General features: G+C 66.9%; 15 protein-coding genes and 1 pseudogene. 4 read left to right on the top strand and 12 right to left on the bottom strand.

Translation table 11 applies throughout. The features are described 5' to 3' along the window. From NA10_RS36245 to NA10_RS33980, 6 genes are all read right to left on the bottom strand, one after another. A partial coding sequence (locus NA10_RS36245) for a sirohydrochlorin chelatase (RefSeq protein WP_245678205.1) occupies window positions 1–447 on the bottom strand: 447 nt, incomplete at its 3' end. Continuing rightward, complete coding sequence (locus tag NA10_RS34000) at window positions 444–1817, bottom strand: uroporphyrinogen-III synthase (RefSeq protein ID WP_084515659.1); 1374 nt, start codon at window positions 1815–1817, stop codon at window positions 444–446. The genes NA10_RS34000 and NA10_RS36245, both read right to left, overlap by 4 nt. Next, window positions 1814–2230, bottom strand: coding sequence for a nitrite reductase small subunit NirD (gene nirD, locus NA10_RS33995; RefSeq protein WP_067574813.1), 417 nt, complete (start codon window positions 2228–2230; stop codon window positions 1814–1816). The genes NA10_RS34000 and nirD overlap by 4 nt, the downstream gene beginning before the upstream one ends. Window positions 2231–2295: 65 nt before the next feature. Further along, window positions 2296–4869, bottom strand: a complete 2574-nt coding sequence (nirB, locus tag NA10_RS33990) for a nitrite reductase large subunit NirB (protein WP_067574812.1) — start codon at window positions 4867–4869, stop codon at window positions 2296–2298. Window positions 4870–4900: 31 nt separating this feature from the next. After that, window positions 4901–6367, bottom strand: a complete 1467-nt coding sequence (locus NA10_RS33985; RefSeq protein WP_067574811.1) for a nitrate/nitrite transporter — start codon at window positions 6365–6367, stop codon at window positions 4901–4903. 165 nt (window positions 6368–6532) lie between these two features. Next, window positions 6533–7684, bottom strand: a complete 1152-nt coding sequence (locus NA10_RS33980; RefSeq protein WP_067574810.1) for an MFS transporter — start codon at window positions 7682–7684, stop codon at window positions 6533–6535. Between the two features lie 221 nt (window positions 7685–7905). Here NA10_RS33980 and NA10_RS33975 point away from each other — a divergent pair, with 221 nt between their 5' ends. Together NA10_RS33975 and NA10_RS33970 are read left to right on the top strand one after the other, a co-directional pair. After that, complete coding sequence (locus NA10_RS33975) at window positions 7906–8577, top strand: FadR/GntR family transcriptional regulator (RefSeq protein WP_067574818.1); 672 nt, start codon at window positions 7906–7908, stop codon at window positions 8575–8577. A 161-nt stretch (window positions 8578–8738) separates the two neighbouring features. Continuing rightward, on the top strand, window positions 8739–10205 hold the full coding sequence (locus NA10_RS33970) for an MFS transporter (RefSeq protein ID WP_067574809.1): 1467 nt from the start codon (window positions 8739–8741) through the stop codon (window positions 10203–10205). Window positions 10206–10272: 67 nt separating this feature from the next. Here the strand turns inward: NA10_RS33970 and NA10_RS33965 are convergent, their stop codons facing one another. From NA10_RS33965 to NA10_RS33955, 3 genes are all read right to left on the bottom strand, one after another. Beyond that, window positions 10273–11124 carry a TIGR02569 family protein gene (locus tag NA10_RS33965; RefSeq protein WP_067574817.1) on the bottom strand — a complete coding sequence of 284 codons (852 nt, stop codon included), beginning with the start codon at window positions 11122–11124 and terminating at the stop codon, window positions 10273–10275. A gap of 87 nt (window positions 11125–11211) precedes the next feature. After that, window positions 11212–12399 (bottom strand): adenylyltransferase/sulfurtransferase MoeZ, encoded by a 1188-nt coding sequence (moeZ, locus tag NA10_RS33960; RefSeq protein ID WP_084515658.1) that lies wholly within the window; start codon window positions 12397–12399, stop codon window positions 11212–11214. Window positions 12400–12501: 102 nt separating this feature from the next. Continuing rightward, complete coding sequence (locus NA10_RS33955) at window positions 12502–13470, bottom strand: DUF3152 domain-containing protein (RefSeq protein ID WP_067574815.1); 969 nt, start codon at window positions 13468–13470, stop codon at window positions 12502–12504. A 441-nt stretch (window positions 13471–13911) separates the two neighbouring features. Here NA10_RS33955 and fasR point away from each other — a divergent pair, with 441 nt between their 5' ends. Beyond that, the gene (gene fasR, locus NA10_RS33950) at window positions 13912–14577 is read left to right on the top strand and encodes an HTH-type transcriptional activator FasR (protein WP_067574808.1); all 666 of its coding nucleotides are present in this window, start codon (window positions 13912–13914) and stop codon (window positions 14575–14577) included. An 80-nt stretch (window positions 14578–14657) separates the two neighbouring features. Here the strand turns inward: fasR and NA10_RS33945 are convergent, their stop codons facing one another. The 3 genes from NA10_RS33945 to NA10_RS33935 form a co-directional block, all read right to left on the bottom strand. Next, window positions 14658–14885: a DUF3107 domain-containing protein gene (locus NA10_RS33945; RefSeq protein ID WP_067574807.1), complete on the bottom strand. Its 228-nt coding sequence runs from the start codon at window positions 14883–14885 to the stop codon at window positions 14658–14660. Between the two features lie 95 nt (window positions 14886–14980). Next, window positions 14981–15682, bottom strand: coding sequence for a ferritin-like fold-containing protein (locus tag NA10_RS33940; protein ID WP_067574814.1), 702 nt, complete (start codon window positions 15680–15682; stop codon window positions 14981–14983). A gap of 139 nt (window positions 15683–15821) precedes the next feature. Then, window positions 15822–16856, bottom strand: a complete 1035-nt coding sequence (locus tag NA10_RS33935) for an alpha/beta fold hydrolase (protein WP_174562595.1) — start codon at window positions 16854–16856, stop codon at window positions 15822–15824. Window positions 16857–17350: 494 nt separating this feature from the next. Here NA10_RS33935 and NA10_RS33930 point away from each other — a divergent pair. Beyond that, window positions 17351–19030 (top strand): annotated as a pseudogene (locus tag NA10_RS33930) (DEAD/DEAH box helicase); the annotation flags it as partial. Window positions 19031–19615: the final 585 nt, after the last annotated feature.

Raw genomic sequence — 19615 nt, 5'->3', positions numbered from 1 at the left:
CAGCCGCATCCGCATCACCGCGGCCACGGCCGGATCCGGACCCATCGCCCGGGTGACCGCGACCGCCTCGCGGCCACTCGCGGCCACCTCGCGCGGCACATCCTGATATACGTGATAGCCCGACGCCAGGAACGCCGGAACCACCACGGCGGGAACATCTTCCATATCCCGCAGCACCTCGGCGGGCGAAGGCCCCAGCACATCCACGAACGCGGTCCGCACCCGCGGTACGACACCCTCGGTCAACGGTGCCGATGCGGCCCCGAACGCCGCACCGGCACCGGTCTCCGCGTGCACCCAGCTCATGAAATCGGTTGCACCGGTTTCCCATCCACGAGCCTGTGCGACGACTTCGGCAGCCACCGCTTCGGCGAGCGCGGCGATCATCTCCACCCCGCGCCTACTCCTGGTGCCGTGGGCGACCAGGATCAGCGCCGGGGCACTCACCATGCCTCCGCGACGGGAGCCGGTCGAATCGGGCGCACCGGAGCACCGGAACCGGTGACGGCTGGACGCTGTGGGAAGCCCGGATGCGCCGCGCCATTGAGCGGGGAATCCGACGGGCGCGGAGCGATGGGGGCGCGGGCCGGAATATCCTGCCGGGGCGGGAAACCCGCCGCGCGCGCCGGGAACTGTTGGCGAGCAACGGGAGCCGCCGCCACCGGGCGTGGATTGTCGATGCATTCGGCCGGATCGAGCGCGAGACGGTAGCCGCGCTTGACCACGGTCTGAATCGCCTTGGGGGTACCCAGACCCGCGCGCAGGCGAGCGATGGCGGTCTCCACCGCATGGGTGTCGTCACCACCGCCGGGCAGGGCGGCGAGCAGGTCTTCGCGGGAGACGACACGGCCCGGCTGGCGAGCCAGCGAACGCATCAACGCCATGGGGGCGGGAGCCAATTGACGAACCTGACCGTCGACCACGACGCAGCCGCCGCGCACGCTGAGGATGTGACCGGCCGCTTGGATGCGGTTGGCGCGGCGCGGAAGCTCTTCCGCCACATGGCGGGCCAGCGCGCCGAGACGGGCGCGGCCGGGTGAAGTGGTGGCCACGCCCAGCTCTTCCAAGGGTGCGGCGGTGATGGGCCCGACACAGGCGGCCAGGACTCGGCTGCGGAAGGCATGCAGGATGGCTTCGAGCAGACCGGTTTCCTTGGCGCGCATGAGCAGTGAGGCGACCGCAGGCGCGCTGGTGAAGGTGACGCAGTCCAGTCCCCCGGTGACAATGCCCTCGATGAGCCGATCCATCGGGATGCGGTCCTCGGGCGGAATCCAGCGGTAGACCGGCACCGGCACCACATCGGCTCCGGCACAACGCAATACCTCACAGAAGTCCGGTACCGGCTCCCATTCGGTGGTGGCTCCGTGCAACTGCACCGCGATCCGCATGCCCTCGACGCCTTGGGCGAGCAGATGATCCAGCACCTCCGCGGAGGATTCCGAAGCGGGCGACCACTCCTCGCGCAGCTCGGCCGCGCGAATCGCACCCTTGGCCTTGGGCCCGCGCGCCATGATGCGGGTCGCGGCCAGCGTGGCGCACAGCTCCTCGGCCAGCCCCCAGCCCTCGGCCGCCTCCATCCAGCCCCGGAAACCGATACCGGTGGTAGCCACGGTCAACTGCGGCGGTTCGGCGACGAGCTGGCGCGTCACCCGCTCCAACTCGGTGTCGTCGGCCAGCGGGATGATTCGAATAGCCGGGGCGGCAACGATATTCGCACCGCGCCGGGTGAGCAGCGTACCGAGCTCATCGGCCCGGCGCGCCGCGGTGATACCGACCGTGAAACCGGCCAGCGGGGTACCTGCGTCAACCTCGGTCATGCGGTACCACCATCGATAGGTCCAGGTCCTCCCGGAAGGTGCATGGGTTCGTTGGCGAGAGCGACGACACCGTCCACCACCCGGACCGCGTGCACGGGCAGCGCGACCGCCGCATCGTCCAGACAGCGCCCGTCGACGAGCGAGAACGCCTGCTTGAGTAGCGGCGAAGCGACCACCGGCACACCGCCGCGATCACCGACGATGCCGCGCGACATGACCGCCGCCCGCCCGAACGGATCGATATTGCCGACGGCGTACAGGGTTCCGTCGGCCGTGAGGAAGAGCGCCGCCTGACGGCCGCCCTTCAGTAATACCGCGACGCCGCGGCCGGGAATCAGATAATCCAGTCGGCAAGCCGGGGTCCAGCCGTGCAGGCTGGTGGCGGTGCCTGGTGTCTCGATCACGGTGGTCATCGGTCACTCTCCTCCGAACGCCTCACCTATTGGTACCGACGTCCTGTTTCCGTGCGGTTAAGCGGTCATTTCCCGTGCGTGGCAGGAATGGAGTCGCTGGTCACAGTGGGTGCGCCGACCGGAATTCCCGGGATACCCAGCAATACGGGGACTTTGCGCTCCCCGGTCTCGTCGAAGGCGATGGTGGGATCGGCCGCCTCCGGCGCGTTCACGAAGGAGACGAAGCGGGACAGCTTCTCCTCGTCGTCCAGGACCGCGGCCCACTCGTCGCGGTACCCCGCGACATGGCGTGCCATGGCCGCTTCCAGATCGTCGGCAATGCCCAGGCTGTCCTCGCACACGACCGCCTTCAGATAGTCCAGGCCGCCTTCGAGTGCCTCCTGCCAGGGCGCGGTGCGCTGCAGGCGATCCGCGGTGCGGATGTAGAACATCAGGTAGCGGTCGATATAGCGGATCAGCGTCTCGTCGTCGAGCTCACCGGCCAGGAGCACCGCGTGCTTGGGCGTGAGACCGCCATTGCCGCCCACATACAGGTTCCAGCCGTGCTCGGTGGCGATGACGCCGACATCCTTACCGCGCGCCTCCGCGCACTCGCGCGCGCACCCCGAGACGCCCAACTTCAGCTTGTGCGGGGAACGCAAACCGCGGTAACGCTTTTCGAGCAGCACCGCCATCCCGACCGAATCCTGCTGACCGTAACGGCACCAGGTGGAGCCGACGCAGGACTTCACCGTGCGCAGCGATTTGCCGTACGCGTGACCCGATTCCATCCCCGCGTCGACCAGGCGCTTCCAGATCAGCGGCAGCTGCTCCACCCGCGCACCGAACAGGTCGATGCGCTGGCCACCTGTCACCTTCACATACAGGTCGAATTCCTTGGCCACCTGACCGATGGTGATGAGCTGCTCGGCCGTCACCTCACCGCCGGGCATGCGCGGCACCACCGAATAGGTGCCGTTCTTCTGCAGGTTCGCCAGGAAGTGGTCGTTGGTGTCCTGCAACGCCGCCTGCTCACCGTCCAGAATGTGATCGCTGGAGGTCGAGGCCAGAATCGAGGCCACGGTCGGCTTGCAGATATCGCAGCCGGATCCGGTACCGTACTTGGCGATCAGCGCCGAGAAGGTGCGCACCCCGGTCGACTGGATGATGTGGAACAGCTCGGCGCGCGACTGCGTGAAGTGCTCGCACAGCGACTTGGAGACCGCCACACCCGATTGCTCGAGCAACTTCTTGAGCATGGGAACGCAACCGCCGCAGGAGGTTCCGGCATTGGTGCAGCTCTTGATGGCGGGCACGTCGCAGGCACCGTCCGCGATGGCACCGCAGATCGAACCCTTGGAAACGTTGTTGCAGGAACAGATCTGGGCGTCATCGGGCAGCGCGTCCGCACCCAGTTCGGCGCCGGCGGGCGAGATCAGCGCGGCCGGATCCGCGGGCAGCGGGCGGCCGACCAGCGGGCGCAGCGCCGAATACGCGGTCGCGTCACCGACCAGCACACCACCCAGCAGCGTCTTGGCGTCATCGGAGACAACGAGTTTGGCGTAGGTGCCCTTGGCGGCATCGTGCAACACCACCGAGAGCGCGCCCTCGGTGCGGCCGTGCGCGTCGCCGAAACTGGCCACATCCACGCCGAGCAGCTTGAGCTTGGTGGACAGGTCCGCGCCCGGGAACTCACCCGTGCCGCCGAGTAGTCGGTCCGCGACCACTTCGGCGGTGCTGTAACCGGGGGCGACCAGGCCGTAGCAGACGCCCTCGACCGCGGCGACCTCGCCGATGGCGTAGATATTCGGATCCGAGGTGCGCAGGCCCAGATCGGTGATGACACCACCGCGCGGGCCGACCTCGAGGCCGGCGGTGCGGGCGATCTCGTCGCGCGGGCGAACACCCGCGGCGAAGACCACCAGCGCCGCGCGCAACTGCGTGTCATCGGAGAAGGTGACCTCCAACCGCTCGGAAACCGGTGCGTCCATGATGGTTTCGATGGTCGAGGTGCCGACGCCGGTGTGCACGTGCAGACCCAGTTCGGTGACCAGCGCGGCCAGGATCGCACCGCCGCCCTCATCGATCTGGGCGGGCATCAGCCACCGGTTGAACTCCACCACGTGCGGGGTCATACCCAGCAGGCGCAGCGCGTTGGCCGCCTCCAGGCCGAGCAGACCGCCGCCGACCACCACGCCGACCGCACCGGGACCGGCGGCCTCGGCGGTGGCGCGGATACCGTCCAGATCCTCCAGGGTCCGGTACACGAAGCATTCGGGGGCGTCATGACCCGGCACCGGCGGCACGAATGCATACGAGCCGGTCGCGAGAACCAGTGCGTCATAACCGATTACGTCACCGGTGGAGGTGGTGACCTTGCGGGCGGCCCGATCCACCTCGTCGGCACGCACGCCCAGGCGCACCTGCACCAGATCGTCGCCCGCGTAGTCGTTGCCGGGCAGGGCCAGCGCCGAGGTCTCCCAGGCGCCCACGTAGGACGAGAGCCCGACCCGGTCGTACGCGGCCAGCCGCTCCTCGCTCAACACGATGACCTGCCAATCACCGGCCTCGTCGCGAGAGCGCAGCGCCTCCACGAAACGGTGTCCGACCATGCCGTGGCCGATGACCACCGCGGTCTTGCGTTCGACTGAGTTCGTCATGACAACAGGTCCTTTCGGGACGACGTTCCGGTCAGGCCCGGGCCGAGGTGGTGGACTGGGAATCGGATTCGGCGGCCTCGGTCTCGAGCACCAGGACCTCGGCCTCGGTGACCACGGCGGAGTCCATGACCAGCTCCCTGCGGCTCGGACGGCGCAGGAAGACCCCCCAGCAGACGGCCGCGCAGACCACATAGAAGGCCATGAACACCCAGAAGGCGGTGGTGGCGGATTGGGTGGAGGCGTACGAGGAACGCAGCATCAGGTTGATGCCGACACCGCCCAGCGCGCCGATCGCGCCGACGAATCCGATGAGCGCACCGGAGGTGTTCTGCGCCCACGCCGCCCGGGTCGCCGAATCACCCTGCAGGCCGCGGGATTTCGCCTCGAACACGGACGGGATGAGCTTGGTGACGGCCCCGTTGCCGAAACCGGAGATGACGAACAGCGCGGTGAAACCGATGATCAACGCCACCAGCACGCCGCCCTTGGGACTGCCGGTGCCGTCACCCAGGGTGCTGGCCACCGCCACCACCGCGGCCGCCGCCGTCATGGCGCCGAAGGTGTACAGCGTGACTCGGCTGCCGCCGATCCGATCCGCCCACTTACCGCCGTACGGACGGGCCAGCGAACCCAGCAGCGGACCGATGAAGGCGATCTGCGCCGCGTGCAGCGCCGCCGCGGCGGCGGTCGCACCGCCCGCCTTGAAGCTGATCTGCAACACCTGGCCGAAGGCGAAGGAGTAGCCGATGAAGGAACCGAAGGTGCCGATGTACAGGAAAGCGATCGCCCAGGACTGCGGCACCCTGAGCGCCTTGACCATGTACGACAGGTCCGCCCGCTGATTGCGGACATTGTTCATGTTCAGGGCCGCGCCCAGCGCCGCGATCACGATCAGGGCCAGGTAGATCAGGCAGACGATCGAGGCATTGCCGTACGTGTTGCCGACGGTCGCGATCACCGCCAGACCGATCAACTGCACCACCGGTACACCGATATTGCCGCCGCCCGCGTTCATACCCAGCGCCCAGCCCTTGAGCCGCTGCGGGTAGAAGACATTGATATTGGACATGGACGAGGAGAAGTTGCCACCGCCCAGACCCGCGAAGGCCGCGATCACCAGGAAGGTCGTGTACGAGGTGCCCGGCCGATTGATGAAGTACAGCGTCAGCAGCACCGGGATCAGCAGAGCCAGCGCGCTGAAGATGGTCCAGTTCCGGCCGCCGAACCGCGCGGTGGCGACGGTGTACGGAATCCGCATGATGCCGCCGACCAGTGTCGGCACCGCGCCCAGGAAGAACTTCCCGGCCGTATCTATATGGAAGACATTCGTCGGCATGAAAAGCACCATGACCGACCAGATCGACCACACCGAGAATCCGATGTGCTCGGCGAAGACCGACCAGATCAGATTGCGCCGGGCGATGTCCTTACCACCGGATTCCCAGGCGACGACATCCTCGGCATCCCAGTGTTCGATGTCGCGATCGCGTGTCAGCATCTTCAACTCGGCCCTCCTGAAATCTGAATAGACTCCAAGGTAGGAAACCGGTATTGCGTAGATGATGCGCGAAGTGGCCGTCAGGTCAACGGTTGCTCACGTTTCCCCGCGGACCGGAGTGAGACGGCGAGAAACCTCACCGTCACACCGATCGACAAGTGCGAATTATGCCCAAGAATCCTCGAGCATGCGCGGCTTGCACGCCAACCAGGCGCCCGCGACCAGGACCAGCACCGCCACCGACAGGAAGGCGAACGGCGCCAGCCACCCTCCGGTCATCGTGTGCAGCGCGCCGAACAGCACCGGGCCGATGCACGCCACGGCGTAGCCGACACCCTGGGTGAAACCGGACAGCGCGGCCGAACCGGCGGAGGTGCGGGTGCGCAGATTGATCAGGGTCAGCGCCATCGGGAAGGTGGACGGGCCCAGGCCCAGCAGCAGCACCCACACCAGCGGTGCGCCCATCGGCGCGATGAGCAGACCGGCGAAACCCGCGAAGAAGAAACCGGCACAGGCGATCACGACCGGGAACGGATTGCGCATGCGGCCCACCACAATCGGTGCGCTCAGCGCCGCGACCAAGCCGATCAGCGCGAAGACGCCCACCATGCTGCCGCCGAAGGAGGCGCTGGCACCGGCGTCGGAGAAGATCGTCGGCATCCAGGTGAACATGGAGTACGTGGTCAGCGAGGTCATGCCGAACATCAGCGCCATGCCCCAGGCCAGCGGCGACCGCCAGGCCTGACCGGTCGCCTCGACCGGCTCGGGCGGCAGTTCGGTGGAATCCAGGCGAGCGTGATCGCGGCGGATCCGCAGCACGCCCAGCCACGGCAGCACCGCGGCCAGCGGGAGAATCGCCCACATGCCCAGCGATACGCGCCAGCCGTGCGCATCGGCCACCGGCACCGCGATGAGCGCGGGAATGACGGTGCCCAACTGCACGAGCACGATGTACACCGAGCTCAACAGCGCCAGGCGATCGGAGAAGTAGCGCTTCACCAGCGGCGGGATCACCACATTGCCGATGCCCATACCGGTCAGCGCCAGGGCCGAGAAGACCAGCAGCTCCCAGGTTTCCGGCACCAGCGCGCGCACGGCGGTACCCGCGGCGGTCATCGCCATGGCGATCAACGCGGTCGCCTCCAGGCCGAAGCGGCGCGACAGGATCGGGGTCAGCACGCCCGCGATGGCGAACATGGCGGTCGGGATCATGCCGAAGACGCCGACGATGGCGGTGGAATACCGCAGGTCATCACCGATGCGAGCGGCCAGCGGGGTGAACGCGGTGACCGCGATGCGCAGGGTGAGCGCGGACATGAGGATGGCCGCGAGGATGAGTAGTCGGCCCTCGAGCAGGGAGCGTTTGCGCGCTATAACCGAATGAGACGGCTTCGGCGCTACGGCGGTGGTCTGCCGGTCGACAGAAGTGCGGCCCCGCTCGGGGGCCGTCGTCTCGTTCAAGGTCACAGTCACCCCAAAATCATAGGATGACCCGATGATGTGATGCAAAGAATGTGAGGCACGGTACGCTGTGCAACGTGCAACCAGTCCGGCGCACCAGCCTCATCGCCCAGGTGACCGAGCAGCTGCGTGCCGAAATCCGTTCCGGCCGTTGGCCCGTCGGCTCCCGTATCCCCACCGAACCGGAGCTCACCGAGCTCACCGGCACCGGCCGCAATACCGTGCGCGAGGCCGTCCAGGCGCTCGTGCACGCCGGCATGGTCGAACGACGGCAGGGCTCCGGGACCTATGTGATCTCCACCTCCACCCTCGGCGGCACCCTCACCGAGTTCTTCGCCGACGCCCAGCAGCGCGATCTGCTCGAACTCCGGCAGGCCCTGGACACCACGGCCGCCGCGCTCGCCGCCGAACGCCGCGACGCCATCGATATCGCGAATCTCGAGCGACTCCTGGAAGAGCGGCGCATCGCCTGGGACGACGATCACGAGTCCGCCATCGACTCCGATGTGCAACTGCACCGCGCCATCGTGGTCGCCAGCCACAACGCGGTATATCTGGAGTTCTACGATTCGCTGCTACCGATCATCGCGGCGGGTATGCGCTCGCACTCGGAGAAGGCCAACGCCGCCTATCACGCCGAACACGAGGACCTGGTGCGCGCGGTCATCGACGGCGATCCCGAACGCGCGGCCCGCACCGCGAACTGCTTCCTCGACTCGCTCCTCGCCGAATACCCGGACACTCGATAGATCGCGCGGGTAAACGGAACGTCACCGCGGCCGGCCACGAAAAGTGAGCCGGAATTACCCCCGGCGTCATCGAAAGCCATGTCCGCGTAATCACGCCTTCGTACGGTTGATCCGACCGCAGGGACCATAAGGGCGGTCGCCGTGCGAGAGGAACGCTGCTGATGACAACCGCCGAGGAAGCCAAGTCCGCCTTCACTTTTCAGAAACGCGGACGATGGATAGACCACTGGGAACCGGACAATGGTGAATTCTGGGAAAACGGCGGAAAACAAACGGCCCGTAAGAATCTGATCCTCTCGGTATTCGCGGAAAACCTCGGATTCAGCATCTGGGTGATCTGGGGCAGCGTCGTCACCGCCATGGGCGCGGCCGGATTCGACTTCCTCGCCGGACTCGGCAAGGGCAATCCGACCGCGGTGAGCAATGCCCTGCTGCTCACCTCCACCCCGACGCTCGTCGGTGCGGCACTGCGCATTCCGTACACCTTCGCCATCCCGCGCTTCGGCGGGCGCAACTTCACCATCTTCAGCGCGGGCATGCTGCTGCTGCCCACGCTCGGACTGGCCTGGTTCATCAATCAGCCCGGAACGCACATGTGGGTGTTCATGCTGCTGGCCGCCCTCGCCGGCGTCGGCGGCGGCAATTTCTCCTCGTCGATGGCGAATATCAACTTCTTCTACCCCGAGGGCAAAAAGGGTGCGGCACTGGGCATCAACGCCGCCGGCGGCAATCTCGGCGTGGCGCAGACCCAGCTGTTCGTCCCGCTGATCATCACGCTCGGCACGCACCTCATGGCCAAGGACGCGGGCGGTTACCGCTTCGGCATCACTCTCGCGGTGCTGGTGTGGATTCCGTTCATCATCATCGCCATGTTCGGCGCGCTGCGGTACATGGACTCGCTCTCAGGCGCGAAATCCGATGGGGCGTCGTACAAATTGGCGCTCACCAATCGGCACACCTGGGTGATGGCCATCCTGTACGTCGGCACCTTCGGCTCCTTCATCGGCTTCTCCTTCGCCTTCCCGACCCTGCTCAAGGCCAACTTCCCGGAGCTGGCCAAGATCGGCTGGATGGGCACCCTCGGCAATCTCGCCTTCCTCGGCGCGCTGGTGGGCTCGATGAGCCGGCCGTTCGGCGGCTGGATCTCGGACAAGGTCGGCGGGGCCAAGATGACGCTGTACGTCTTCGGCGGGATGGCGGTGGCGACGCTGCTGATCATGGCGTCGTTGTCGGCGAAGAACTTTCCGCTGTACCTGATCTCGTTCCTGCTGCTGTTCGTGCTGGCCGGAATCGGCAACGGGTCCACCTACCGGATGATTCCGTCGATCTTCGGCGCGGAATCGCGGCGGCGGGCCTCGGAGACCGGACAGGACATCTCGGCGGCGCTCATCTCGGCCAAGCGGCAGGCCGGTGCGGCCATCGGCGTCATCGGCGCGGTCGGCGCGGCGGGCGGCTGGGTGCTCCAGCAGGCGCTGCGATTGTCGAATACGCACTACGGCACCATGACTCCCGCCTTCTGGGGTTACGCGATCGCATATCTGGCCATGGCCGGGATCACCTGGTGGTTCTATCTGCGGTCGTCCTTCGCGACCGGCCGCACGCCCTCGCTGGCGCACGCCAACGTGTAATACCCACCGAATACGACTGTCGCGCCGGGCAATTCGCTCGGCGCGACCGTTGTTCGCGGGTATTCGGTTACAGGATCAGGCGAATCATGTCCGCGGTGCGCGCGAGACCCGGGAAGGCTTCGGGCGTCGATCTCGGATGCAGCGCGTGCACCGCGAGCCGGAACATGACCGCGCGCACCAGCATCTGCGGCCACTCCGGCAGTCCCGCCCAGCGCTCCAGCAGCCCGTCGTCCGCCCCGCCCCAGGAGAGCGCGTCGACCACGATCACCGCCGCCGCCCACGGCGCGGGCCGCCAATACGGGGTGATATCGGTCAGCCCGGGGGCGGCGCCGGAGTGGAACAGCACGGTGCCGAACAAGTCCCCGTGCACCAGCTGCGCCGGCGTGGCGATCGGCTTGCGCAGCGTCGACAACTGGGTGATCAGCATCAGACTGCGGTCACCGTCCGGCGAGGTCGCGGGCAGTAACCCGCCCACCTTCAAACTCCGCAGCGGCACCGCCTCCCAGGCGGCCCGATCCGCGGCGGCGAACACATCCACATCCACCCACGGCGCGACCGGAGCCTGCGCCAGGAAGCGCGGTCGCTCCAGTTTCGCGGTCATCTCGTGTAGTCGTAGCGACAGCGAAACCACTTCATCGTGCCGGGGCTCGGGAATTCCCTCGAGATAGGTGTCCGCCCGCCACCCCGACACCACGTACCGGCCATCGGTGGCGCGCACCGGCCGAGCCAGCCGGACCCCGTCCACCCGCAACGTCTCGCGCACCTTGGCCGACCAGGCGGCCCGGGCGTGATCGGTCACCGGACTCAACACCACATCCGCGCACCGCCACCCGCCATCCCAGTTCCCCAGCGGAACCGGCGCGGCCTCACGCAACCCGAAGGTCGCGCGCACGTGCTCGGGAGGTTCCACAGCAGTCATGGTCACGCGCGTACGCTACCGCCGCAAGACAACCCGAATCCGATGCCGCGCCGAAAACCGGCCGGTCCGAAATAGTGCGAATCGGACTCAGTACACCGGCAGTGAGGGATCCACCTGATTGGCCCAGGCGATGATGCCGCCCTGCAAATGCGTGGCATCGGCGAAACCGGCATTCTTCAACGCCGCCAGCGCCTCCGCCGAACGGATACCGGTCTTGCAGTGCAATACGATCGGCGTGTTCTGCGGCAGGTCGGCCAGGGCCTCACCGGTCAGGATGCGGTCCTTGGGAATCAAGGTCGCGCCCTCGATACGGACGATGTCCCATTCGACCGGCTCGCGCACATCGATGATCGCGACATCCTTACCCGCGTCGAGCATCTCCTTGAGCTCGCGCGCGGTCACGGTGGAACCGATCGCCGCGGCCTGCCCCTCCTCGGAGACCACACCGCAGAAGGCGTCGTAATCGATGAGTTCGGTGATCTGCTGCCGCTCGGGATCGCGGCGCAATTTGATGGTGCGGTAGGTCATGTCCAGCGCGTCGTACACCATCAGACGGCCCAGCAGCGGGTCGCCGATACCGGTGATCAGCTTGATCGCCTCGGTGACCATGATCGAACCGATCGACGCGCACAGCACACCCAGCACGCCGCCCTCGGCGCAGGAGGGGACCATGCCCGGCGGCGGGGCCTCCGGGTAGAGGTCGCGGTAGTTGATGCCGCGGCCGTCGGGGGCGTCCTCCCAGAAGACCGAGACCTGACCCTCGAAACGGTAGATCGAACCCCACACGTACGGCTTGCCCGCCAGCACCGCGGCATCGTTCACCAGGTAACGGGTCGCGAAATTGTCGGTGCCGTCGACGATGAGGTCGTACTGCCGGAAGAGTTCGATGGCGTTGTCCGGTTCGAGGCGAATCTTGTGCAGCTCCACGGTGATTCCGGAATTGATCTCCAGAATCGAATCGCGGGCGCTGTCCGCCTTGGAACGGCCGATATCGGATTCGCCGTGAATGATCTGGCGTTGCAGGTTCGACGCGTCGACCTCGTCGAACTCGACGATGCCGAGGGTGCCCACACCGGCCGCGGCCAGATAGAGCAGGGCCGGGGAACCCAGGCCACCGGCGCCGATCACCAGGACGCGGGCATTCTTCAAACGTTTCTGTCCCACCACGCCGAGATCGGGAATGATCAGGTGGCGGCTGTAGCGGGCGACCTCGTCCTTGGTCAGCTCCGCCGCCGGCTCCACCAGGGGCGGCAGGGACTGATGCGATGCTGTCACGCTTGCGGACTCCTCAATCGACTTCACCGGTACTCGCGGCCACTCGTGCAACACCGCGGATCGGGCCGTTCTTCCCCAGCCTAGGCGGCCACCGGTGAACTGTTAGGCCCGGGGATACGGCCACGGATTGAAGCGGCACTTCTTCCCGTCCATCGGGACCACGCCGTCGGGATCGAGGGTGGCGATGTCGTTGTTTCGGGTGCCGAAGGTCTGCTGCATCATCACCGGCGCGAGCCCGCCGTCCACATCGCACGGCTGGTGTTCGTGATAGCCGATGGCATGGCCGACTTCATGATTGATCTGATACTGCCGATACGAGCCGATATCGCCCTCGTACGACAGCGCCCCGCGCACCCAGCGCACCTCCGACAGCACCACCCGGCCGAGATCGGCGTTGAAACAGGACGAGTCGATCGGGATCTCGAAGCCGCACGATTTGTGCGTGGTGTCCCGCGAAGTCAGCGAGATCCGGAAATCCGGTGTGCCACCGTCGATCCGGCGGAAGCCGAACCGTGAATCATGGGTCCAGCTCTTGGGATTGGCGAGGGTGGCGTCGACCATCTGCCCCACCGAGGTGTCGCCGCCGAAGCCGGAAGTGTCCACCCCGTCCTCGATTTCGACGGTGTACGTGAAGACGTGCTCCGAGCCCATGCCGATCTGCGCACCGCTGCCCGGCACGATATGCCAAGCGCCGGTACCGATATCGGTGAACGGGCCACCGCCGGGCACCGCACCGGTGGGCAGGTCCGCGGCGAATTTGCCATCGCCCTTGGGGGGTGCGCCGATGATGCCGGTCTTATCGGTGTGCTCGCTCAGCCGCCCAAATCCGGGCACACCGGCGACGCTGTCACCGCCGCCGCGAAAGGCGTCCACCGCCACCAGCACGGTCACCACGAGCAGCACCGGCAGTGCGTACGCGCGCCAGCCGTAGGTGGAGACGAAACGGCCCAGCGGACTCTGCTTCTTGGTTTCGCGGTCGGGGCGCTGACGGCGCGCGTCATCGGGTTGGGCGGTCGGATCCCAGCTGGCGCGGAGTGGTTGATGCGGAAGCGGCAGTCGCTCCTCGGCGATAACCGGTAGTCCGGACTGTCCGTGAGGGTCTGTTTGTCCGGCTCGCTCCGGCTGTGCCGGTGCGCCCTCGGTGTACAGCCCGAGCGGATCATAGATCGGGCCGGTCGGTCGGCCCTTCCGCTTGGAGTTTCTGCCCCCGTCGTCGGTCACCCTCACAGACTCTCACAGTGCGTGCGAACGCACTCGGGTGCCGCCATCGGGACAGCGACGGATCTCACAAATCCGCACATGTGCTACACAGTTGTGACCGGCCTCGCATAATCGAGGCGGCAAGCGCGCTCGCCGAATACACGAGCCGCATCGACAAAGCCTTGTGCGGATCGACAAACATCCAGCACATCAATATTCGGAACCTGGATCGGCACCGACCCCTCGAGCGAGTATCGTTCGGGTGAAACCCGGTGACATCCTTTCCGCCGGGAATCGACTGGGAGATCGGAAATGACTGACCTCGTGGACCGGATGACCGCACACCGCAGTTCATCCGAGGCCATGGCGCCGACCAAGCGCGGCACCCGCCTGCCCCGCGAGGCCCGTCGCGCACAACTACTCGCCGCCGCCGGCGAGGTGTTCGTGCTCCGCGGTTACCACGCGGCCGGTATGGATGAGATCTCGCAATGCGCCGGCGTCAGCAAACCCGTGCTGTACCAGCACTTCTCGAGCAAGCTCGAGCTGTACTTGGCCGTGCTGCAGAACTATGTCGAATCGCTGGTCTCGAGTGTGCGCCAGGCGCTGCGCTCCACCACCGACAACAAGCACCGCGTACGCGCCGCCGTCCAGGCGTACTTCGACTTCGTCGATCACGAAACCCAGGGATTCCGACTGGTTTTCGAATCCGATCTCACCAATGAGCCGCAGGTGCAGCGCCGGGTCGAACAGGCCACCGAATCCTGTGTGGACGCGGTCTTCGATCTCGTGGCACACGACTCCGGATTGGATCCGTACCGCGCGCGCATGCTGGCGGTCGGACTGGTCGGTGCCAGTCAGATCAGCGCCCGCTATTGGCTCGAGGCGGATCGTCCGATTCCGAAGGACGAAGCGGTCGATACCACCGTCGCGCTCTGCTGGGGCGGCCTCTCGCATGTGCCGCTGCACCCCATCGACTGAAGAATCACACAACACCGCGTAAAGGAATTGCCCCGTTGAATGATCAACGGGGCAATTCCTTTTGACGCCTTTACGTGTCTTTAGACCGCCGCGAATCCGACGCGGCCGGCGGACGGCGCACCGATCTCCACATAGGCGACCTTGTTGGCCTGGATCAGGTACTTGCGGCCCTTCTCGTCGGTCAGCGCCACGACGCCGGCCGCACCCTCGAGCGCACCGGTGACCAGCGCCTCCACCTCGGCGGGAGTCTGCGCGCTGTTGATGATCAGCTCACGCGGGCTATCCGAAATACCGATCTTGACCTCCACGGCCAACCTCCGAACCTAGAGTCCTGTGCTGTCTTGGCCAAGGCTAGTGCAGGGGGCGCGCCCACCGGCAGCGACCGCCCTGCGCTGAGAGCGAACTAGCCGAGCCCGAGCACCCGCATACGCTCGGCATGACTGTCCTGCATGTGCTCGAAGAGCGTGGCGATACCGTTCAGATCACCGGTGGCGGTGAGCACCAGTTCGGTCAGCTCATCGCGCTGCGCCATCACGTACTGCGCCTGCGTGATCGCCTCACCCAGCAGGCGGCGGCCCCACAGTGTGAGCCGATCGCGCTCGGAGCGGTTCTGCTCGACCGCGGTCCGCACCTCCTCGATGACGAACTCCGAATGCGAGGTCTCGGCCAGCACATCGCGCACCACCGCGGCGACCTCGGGAGGCAGGGCGCCGGCGATCTCGGTGTAGAAGTCGGCGGCGATCCCGTCACCGACATAGAACTTCACCATCGACTCCAACCAGGTGGAGGGGTCGGTGGAGGCGTGATAGGCGTCCAGCGCGCGCACGAAAGGGGCCATGGCGTCGAAGACATCCGCGCCGCGTTCGGCGAGGGCTTTCTCGAGGGTCTCGAAATGCCCCATCTCATTGGCGGCCATCTTGGCGACGGCGACCTTGCCGCGCAGCGACGGCGACAATTTGGCCTCTTCGGCCAGCCGGTAGAAGGCGGAGATCTCACCGTAGGCGAGGACCGCGAAGAGGTCCGCGACCCCCGGGTGTGTGGCGGCGATCCGCGCCTCGGCAGACTCCGAGGCGTCGCCCAGCGCGGTAGACGAATTTGCTCCCATGAACCACACCCTAGTCCGCGCGGATGAACGCCGGTCACCCATCGCCGGCACGGCAGCGAGCGTACCTTCGTATTGCCCGTAAACCACTGTGCCGCAACCAGATCGAAGCACCTGTCAACAGACGGGGTGGCTCCGGCGGCTAGACCACATCCCGCAGGAATTTGTCCAGATAAGTCCAGGTGGCGTCCCGGGCGATGAGGATGCCGAGGTGGGAACCGGGCGCGGTCTCGTATCGCACCTCCGGCGCCCCGGTCAGGGTGACGGTGCCATGCTCGACCGCCGCGGCGGCGGTGATGGCATCGGTGGGGCCGCCGACCAACAGCACCGGCACGGTGACATCGGCGAGTGCGATTTCGCGGTCGCCGAAACGCACCACACCCTTGCCGATGTCATTGTTCAACATGAACCGGCCCCACAGCTGGTTGTAGAAACGCCCCGGATATCCGGGCAGCGAATTCTGGAAACGATCGATCGTCTGCATCTTCTCCAGCGTGGCGGTATCGGTCAGATTGCTCGCAATGAAGAAGGGGCGCTTGAGTTCTCGATCCCAGGCGGTGGCGCGATAGGCGATTCGGGTCAGCTGCGCGGAGACGCCGCCGACCGCGCGGATCGCGGCCGTCGCGGTGCGCCCGCCGTCCAGGCGCGCCAGCGCGCGCAATTCCCGCACGCCCACCATGTGGTTGTAGCTCAGCGGTGCGCCGACCGCGGTGATGGAGCGGATCGGCAGCGTCGGATCCGCGGCCGCGGTCAGCAGCGCCAGCACGCCACCGATGGACCAGCCCACCAGATCCACCGGTTGACCGCCGCGATCGGCGGAGACCTGGCGAATCGCCTCGGGCAGGATGTCGTCGATCCAATCCTCGAAGCCCATCCGGCGATCGTCGAAGGTGATGTCGCCGTAGTCGACCAGATAGGGCGCGCGGCCCGACTCCAGCAGGAAGCGCGCCAGGCTCTGCTCCGGACTCAGATCGAAACAGAAGGCGGGCGCGGCCAGCGGCGGCACCAGCAGCACCGCCGGATCACCGTCCGCGGCGCCGTCGTAGCGGCGCAATTCCCGGTGCGGCGCATCGGAAAGGACCGTTGACGGCGTGGGTTCGGGCGCGCCGATTCCGGTGCCGAAGGTCAGGGCCCACGCATTGCGCGCGGCGGTGCTCACGGTGTCTGCCAAGCTCACCCGCACAACTTCGCACATACTGCTACATCCTGTAACACCTATGTGAGCAATCCAACTGCCGACCAGACAGACTCGACCGGTGACCTGGCCAATCCCGGTGCGGCACAATCATTGACGCGGTTGCGAAGACCGGCGGCGCGGGACGGGAAAACCACGCAATCACGCGAATCGGCGCAATATCGCGGGCAATCGCGGTGGCGGGAAAATGGTGGAAGACCGTATCACGCTACAATCTCCGCAGACAACGGAAATTTTCGCCCGAACGAGTTTGCCGGATACACCGTGAACCGGTGCTCGGGCGGCCGTAGTCCACGGAAAATGTGCGCGCACTCCGATCCGCAACTTTGTCCGCCGCGCCAGGTCGATGCCCGAAAAGGTATCCCGCCGCGGCGACAGGATGAACGGATCAAGTGGCAGCGCGGACCGACCGGTCCGCCCCACACCTCGTGCGCGCGAGACGCGATAAAACGAGGAAGGCACGTACCCTGAGCAAGATCACCGTAGAGCAGGAACCCGGAGTGGCCGAGACGCTGCTGACCGCGGAGCTCGACGAAACCCACACCGCCCCCACCTTCGCCGAACTGGGCGTGAATCCCGAGATCGTGCGCGCTCTCGGCGAAATCGGCATCGAACGCACCTTCGCCATTCAGGAACTCACCCTGCCGCTCGCGCTGGCCGGTGACGACCTCATCGGTCAGGCCCGCACCGGTATGGGCAAGACCTTCGGCTTCGGTGTGCCACTGCTGCACCGCATCGCCTCGCAGACCTCGGGCACCATTCCGCTGGACGGCACTCCGCGCGCACTGGTCATCGTGCCGACGCGTGAGCTGTGCATGCAGGTCACCTCCGATCTCGAGAACGCCAGCAAGCATATGAAGACCCATGAGGGCCGGCCGCTGCGCGTCACCGCCATCTACGGCGGCCGCCCGTACGACACCCAGATCGCCGCACTGCGCGAGGGCGTCGATGTCGTGGTCGGCACCCCCGGCCGCCTGCTCGACCTGGCCGAACAGAAGCATCTCATCCTGGGCAAGGTCCAGGTGCTGGTGCTCGATGAGGCCGACGAGATGCTCGACCTGGGCTTCCTGCCCGATATCGAGCGCATTCTGAACATGGTCCCGGATCAGCGTCAGACCATGCTGTTCTCGGCGACCATGCCCGGACCGATCATCACGCTGGCGCGCACGTTCCTGAACCGCCCCACGCACATTCGGGCCGAGGAGCCGCACGACTCCACCATTACCGACCGCATCACCCAGTTCGCCTACCGCGCACACGCTTTGGACAAGAGCGAGGTCGTCGCCCGCATTCTGCAGGCCGAAAGCCGCGGCGCGACAATGATTTTCGCGCGCACCAAGCGTACCGCGCAGAAGGTCGCCGACGATCTGGCCGAGCGCGGCTTCTCCGTCGGCGCGGTCCACGGCGACCTCGGGCAGATCGCCCGTGAGAAGGCGCTCAAGCGGTTCCGCGAGGGCAAGATCGACGTGCTGGTCGCCACCGATGTCGCCGCGCGCGGTATCGATATCGACGATGTCACGCACGTCATCAACTACCAGTGCACCGAGGACGAGAAGAACTACGTGCACCGCATCGGCCGCACCGGCCGCGCGGGGCGCACCGGTGTCGCGGTCACCCTGGTCGACTGGGATGAGCTCAAGCGCTGGGCCTCCATCGATCAGGCGCTGAAACTCGGTATGCCCGAACCGGTCGAGACCTACTCCAGCTCGGCGCACCTGTTCGCCGATCTCGGCATTCCCGCCGGATCCACCGGTCAGGTGCGCAAGCGCCCGGCCGTGCGCGACGAGGAAGCGGTCGTCGTCGAGCGCGAAGCCCGCGCACCGCGCAACCGCAACCGCAAGCGCACCCGTGGCGCTCGCACCGGCGATGCCGTCGAGACCACGAATTCGACTGCCAGCAACGGCAATTCGGTCAACGGCAGCACCGTCAACGGCACCGCGCAGCACACCGACACCGCCAGCGGCACCCCCGTGAACGGCAATGCCGCGAACGGGCACGTCAATGGCACCGGCGGGCACGTCGATGGCAGTGCGGCCAACGCCGAGGGCTCCGATAAGCCCGGCCGCCGTCGCCGCCGCCGCCGCGGTCGTGGCGGCTCCGACAATGCCGCCGCTACAACGGTTTCCACCGAGACCACCGGTGACAACAATGCGGCCGTCGAAGCCACCCCGGCCGCGTCGACCGATAACGCGGCGCAGCCGGACCACACCGCGACCTCGACCGACGCCCCGGCGCGCGAGGGCCGTCGCCGCAACCGCAACCGTCGCAACCGCGGCTCCGCCGACACCAACGGCGCGAGCGGCAACGGCGAGTTCGCCAACGGCAGCACCGCCAACGCGCTAGCGACCGCCGAGGCTCCCGTCGTCACCACCGAGGTGTCGACCTCCGCGCCGGTCGCCGAGGCTCCGGCCACCACCGCTGTGACCTTCAGCCACGCGGCCGAAACCGGCACTCCGGCAGTCATTTCCGGCGAGACCGTCGACGCGGCAGCGAATTCCACTGCCGCCGTGGCGGATTCGATCGAGACCGCCGCACCCGCTAAGCGCACCCGCACTCGCCGGGGCCGCTCGAGCGAGAGTGCAGACGGCTCGACGGCCGCTGCCGACTCCGCGAACGCCACGGCAAACGGACAGGTCGGCACCGCCGACGTGACCACGGCGGCCACGGATTCCGCCGCCCCCGTGGTGGATTCGGCCGCAACCGCTACGGCTCCGGCCACCGTACCGGCGAAGCGCACCCGC

The organism is Nocardia acidivorans NBRC 108247 (assembly GCF_001625085.1).
GTDB lineage: Bacteria > Actinomycetota > Actinomycetes > Mycobacteriales > Mycobacteriaceae > Nocardia > Nocardia acidivorans.
This window is presented reverse-complemented; position numbering and strand designations above follow the sequence as displayed.

Bases quoted from the DNA above. Each gene is read 5' to 3' on its own strand.
- NA10_RS33965 (WP_067574817.1), bottom strand. From the start codon at position 11,124: ATGACTGCTGTGGAACCTCCCGAGCACGTGCGCGCGACCTTCGGGTTG.
- NA10_RS33940 (WP_067574814.1), bottom strand. From the start codon at position 15,682: ATGGGAGCAAATTCGTCTACCGCGCTGGGCGACGCCTCGGAGTCTGCC.
- nirB (WP_067574812.1), bottom strand. From the start codon at position 4,869: ATGACGAACTCAGTCGAACGCAAGACCGCGGTGGTCATCGGCCACGGC.
- NA10_RS33980 (WP_067574810.1), bottom strand. From the start codon at position 7,684: ATGTCCGCGCTCACCCTGCGCATCGCGGTCACCGCGTTCACCCCGCTG.
- nirD (WP_067574813.1), bottom strand. From the start codon at position 2,230: ATGACCACCGTGATCGAGACACCAGGCACCGCCACCAGCCTGCACGGC.
- NA10_RS33970 (WP_067574809.1), top strand. From the start codon at position 8,739: ATGACAACCGCCGAGGAAGCCAAGTCCGCCTTCACTTTTCAGAAACGC.
- NA10_RS33985 (WP_067574811.1), bottom strand. From the start codon at position 6,367: ATGCTGACACGCGATCGCGACATCGAACACTGGGATGCCGAGGATGTC.
- NA10_RS34000 (WP_084515659.1), bottom strand. From the start codon at position 1,817: ATGACCGAGGTTGACGCAGGTACCCCGCTGGCCGGTTTCACGGTCGGT.
- fasR (WP_067574808.1), top strand. From the start codon at position 13,912: ATGACTGACCTCGTGGACCGGATGACCGCACACCGCAGTTCATCCGAG.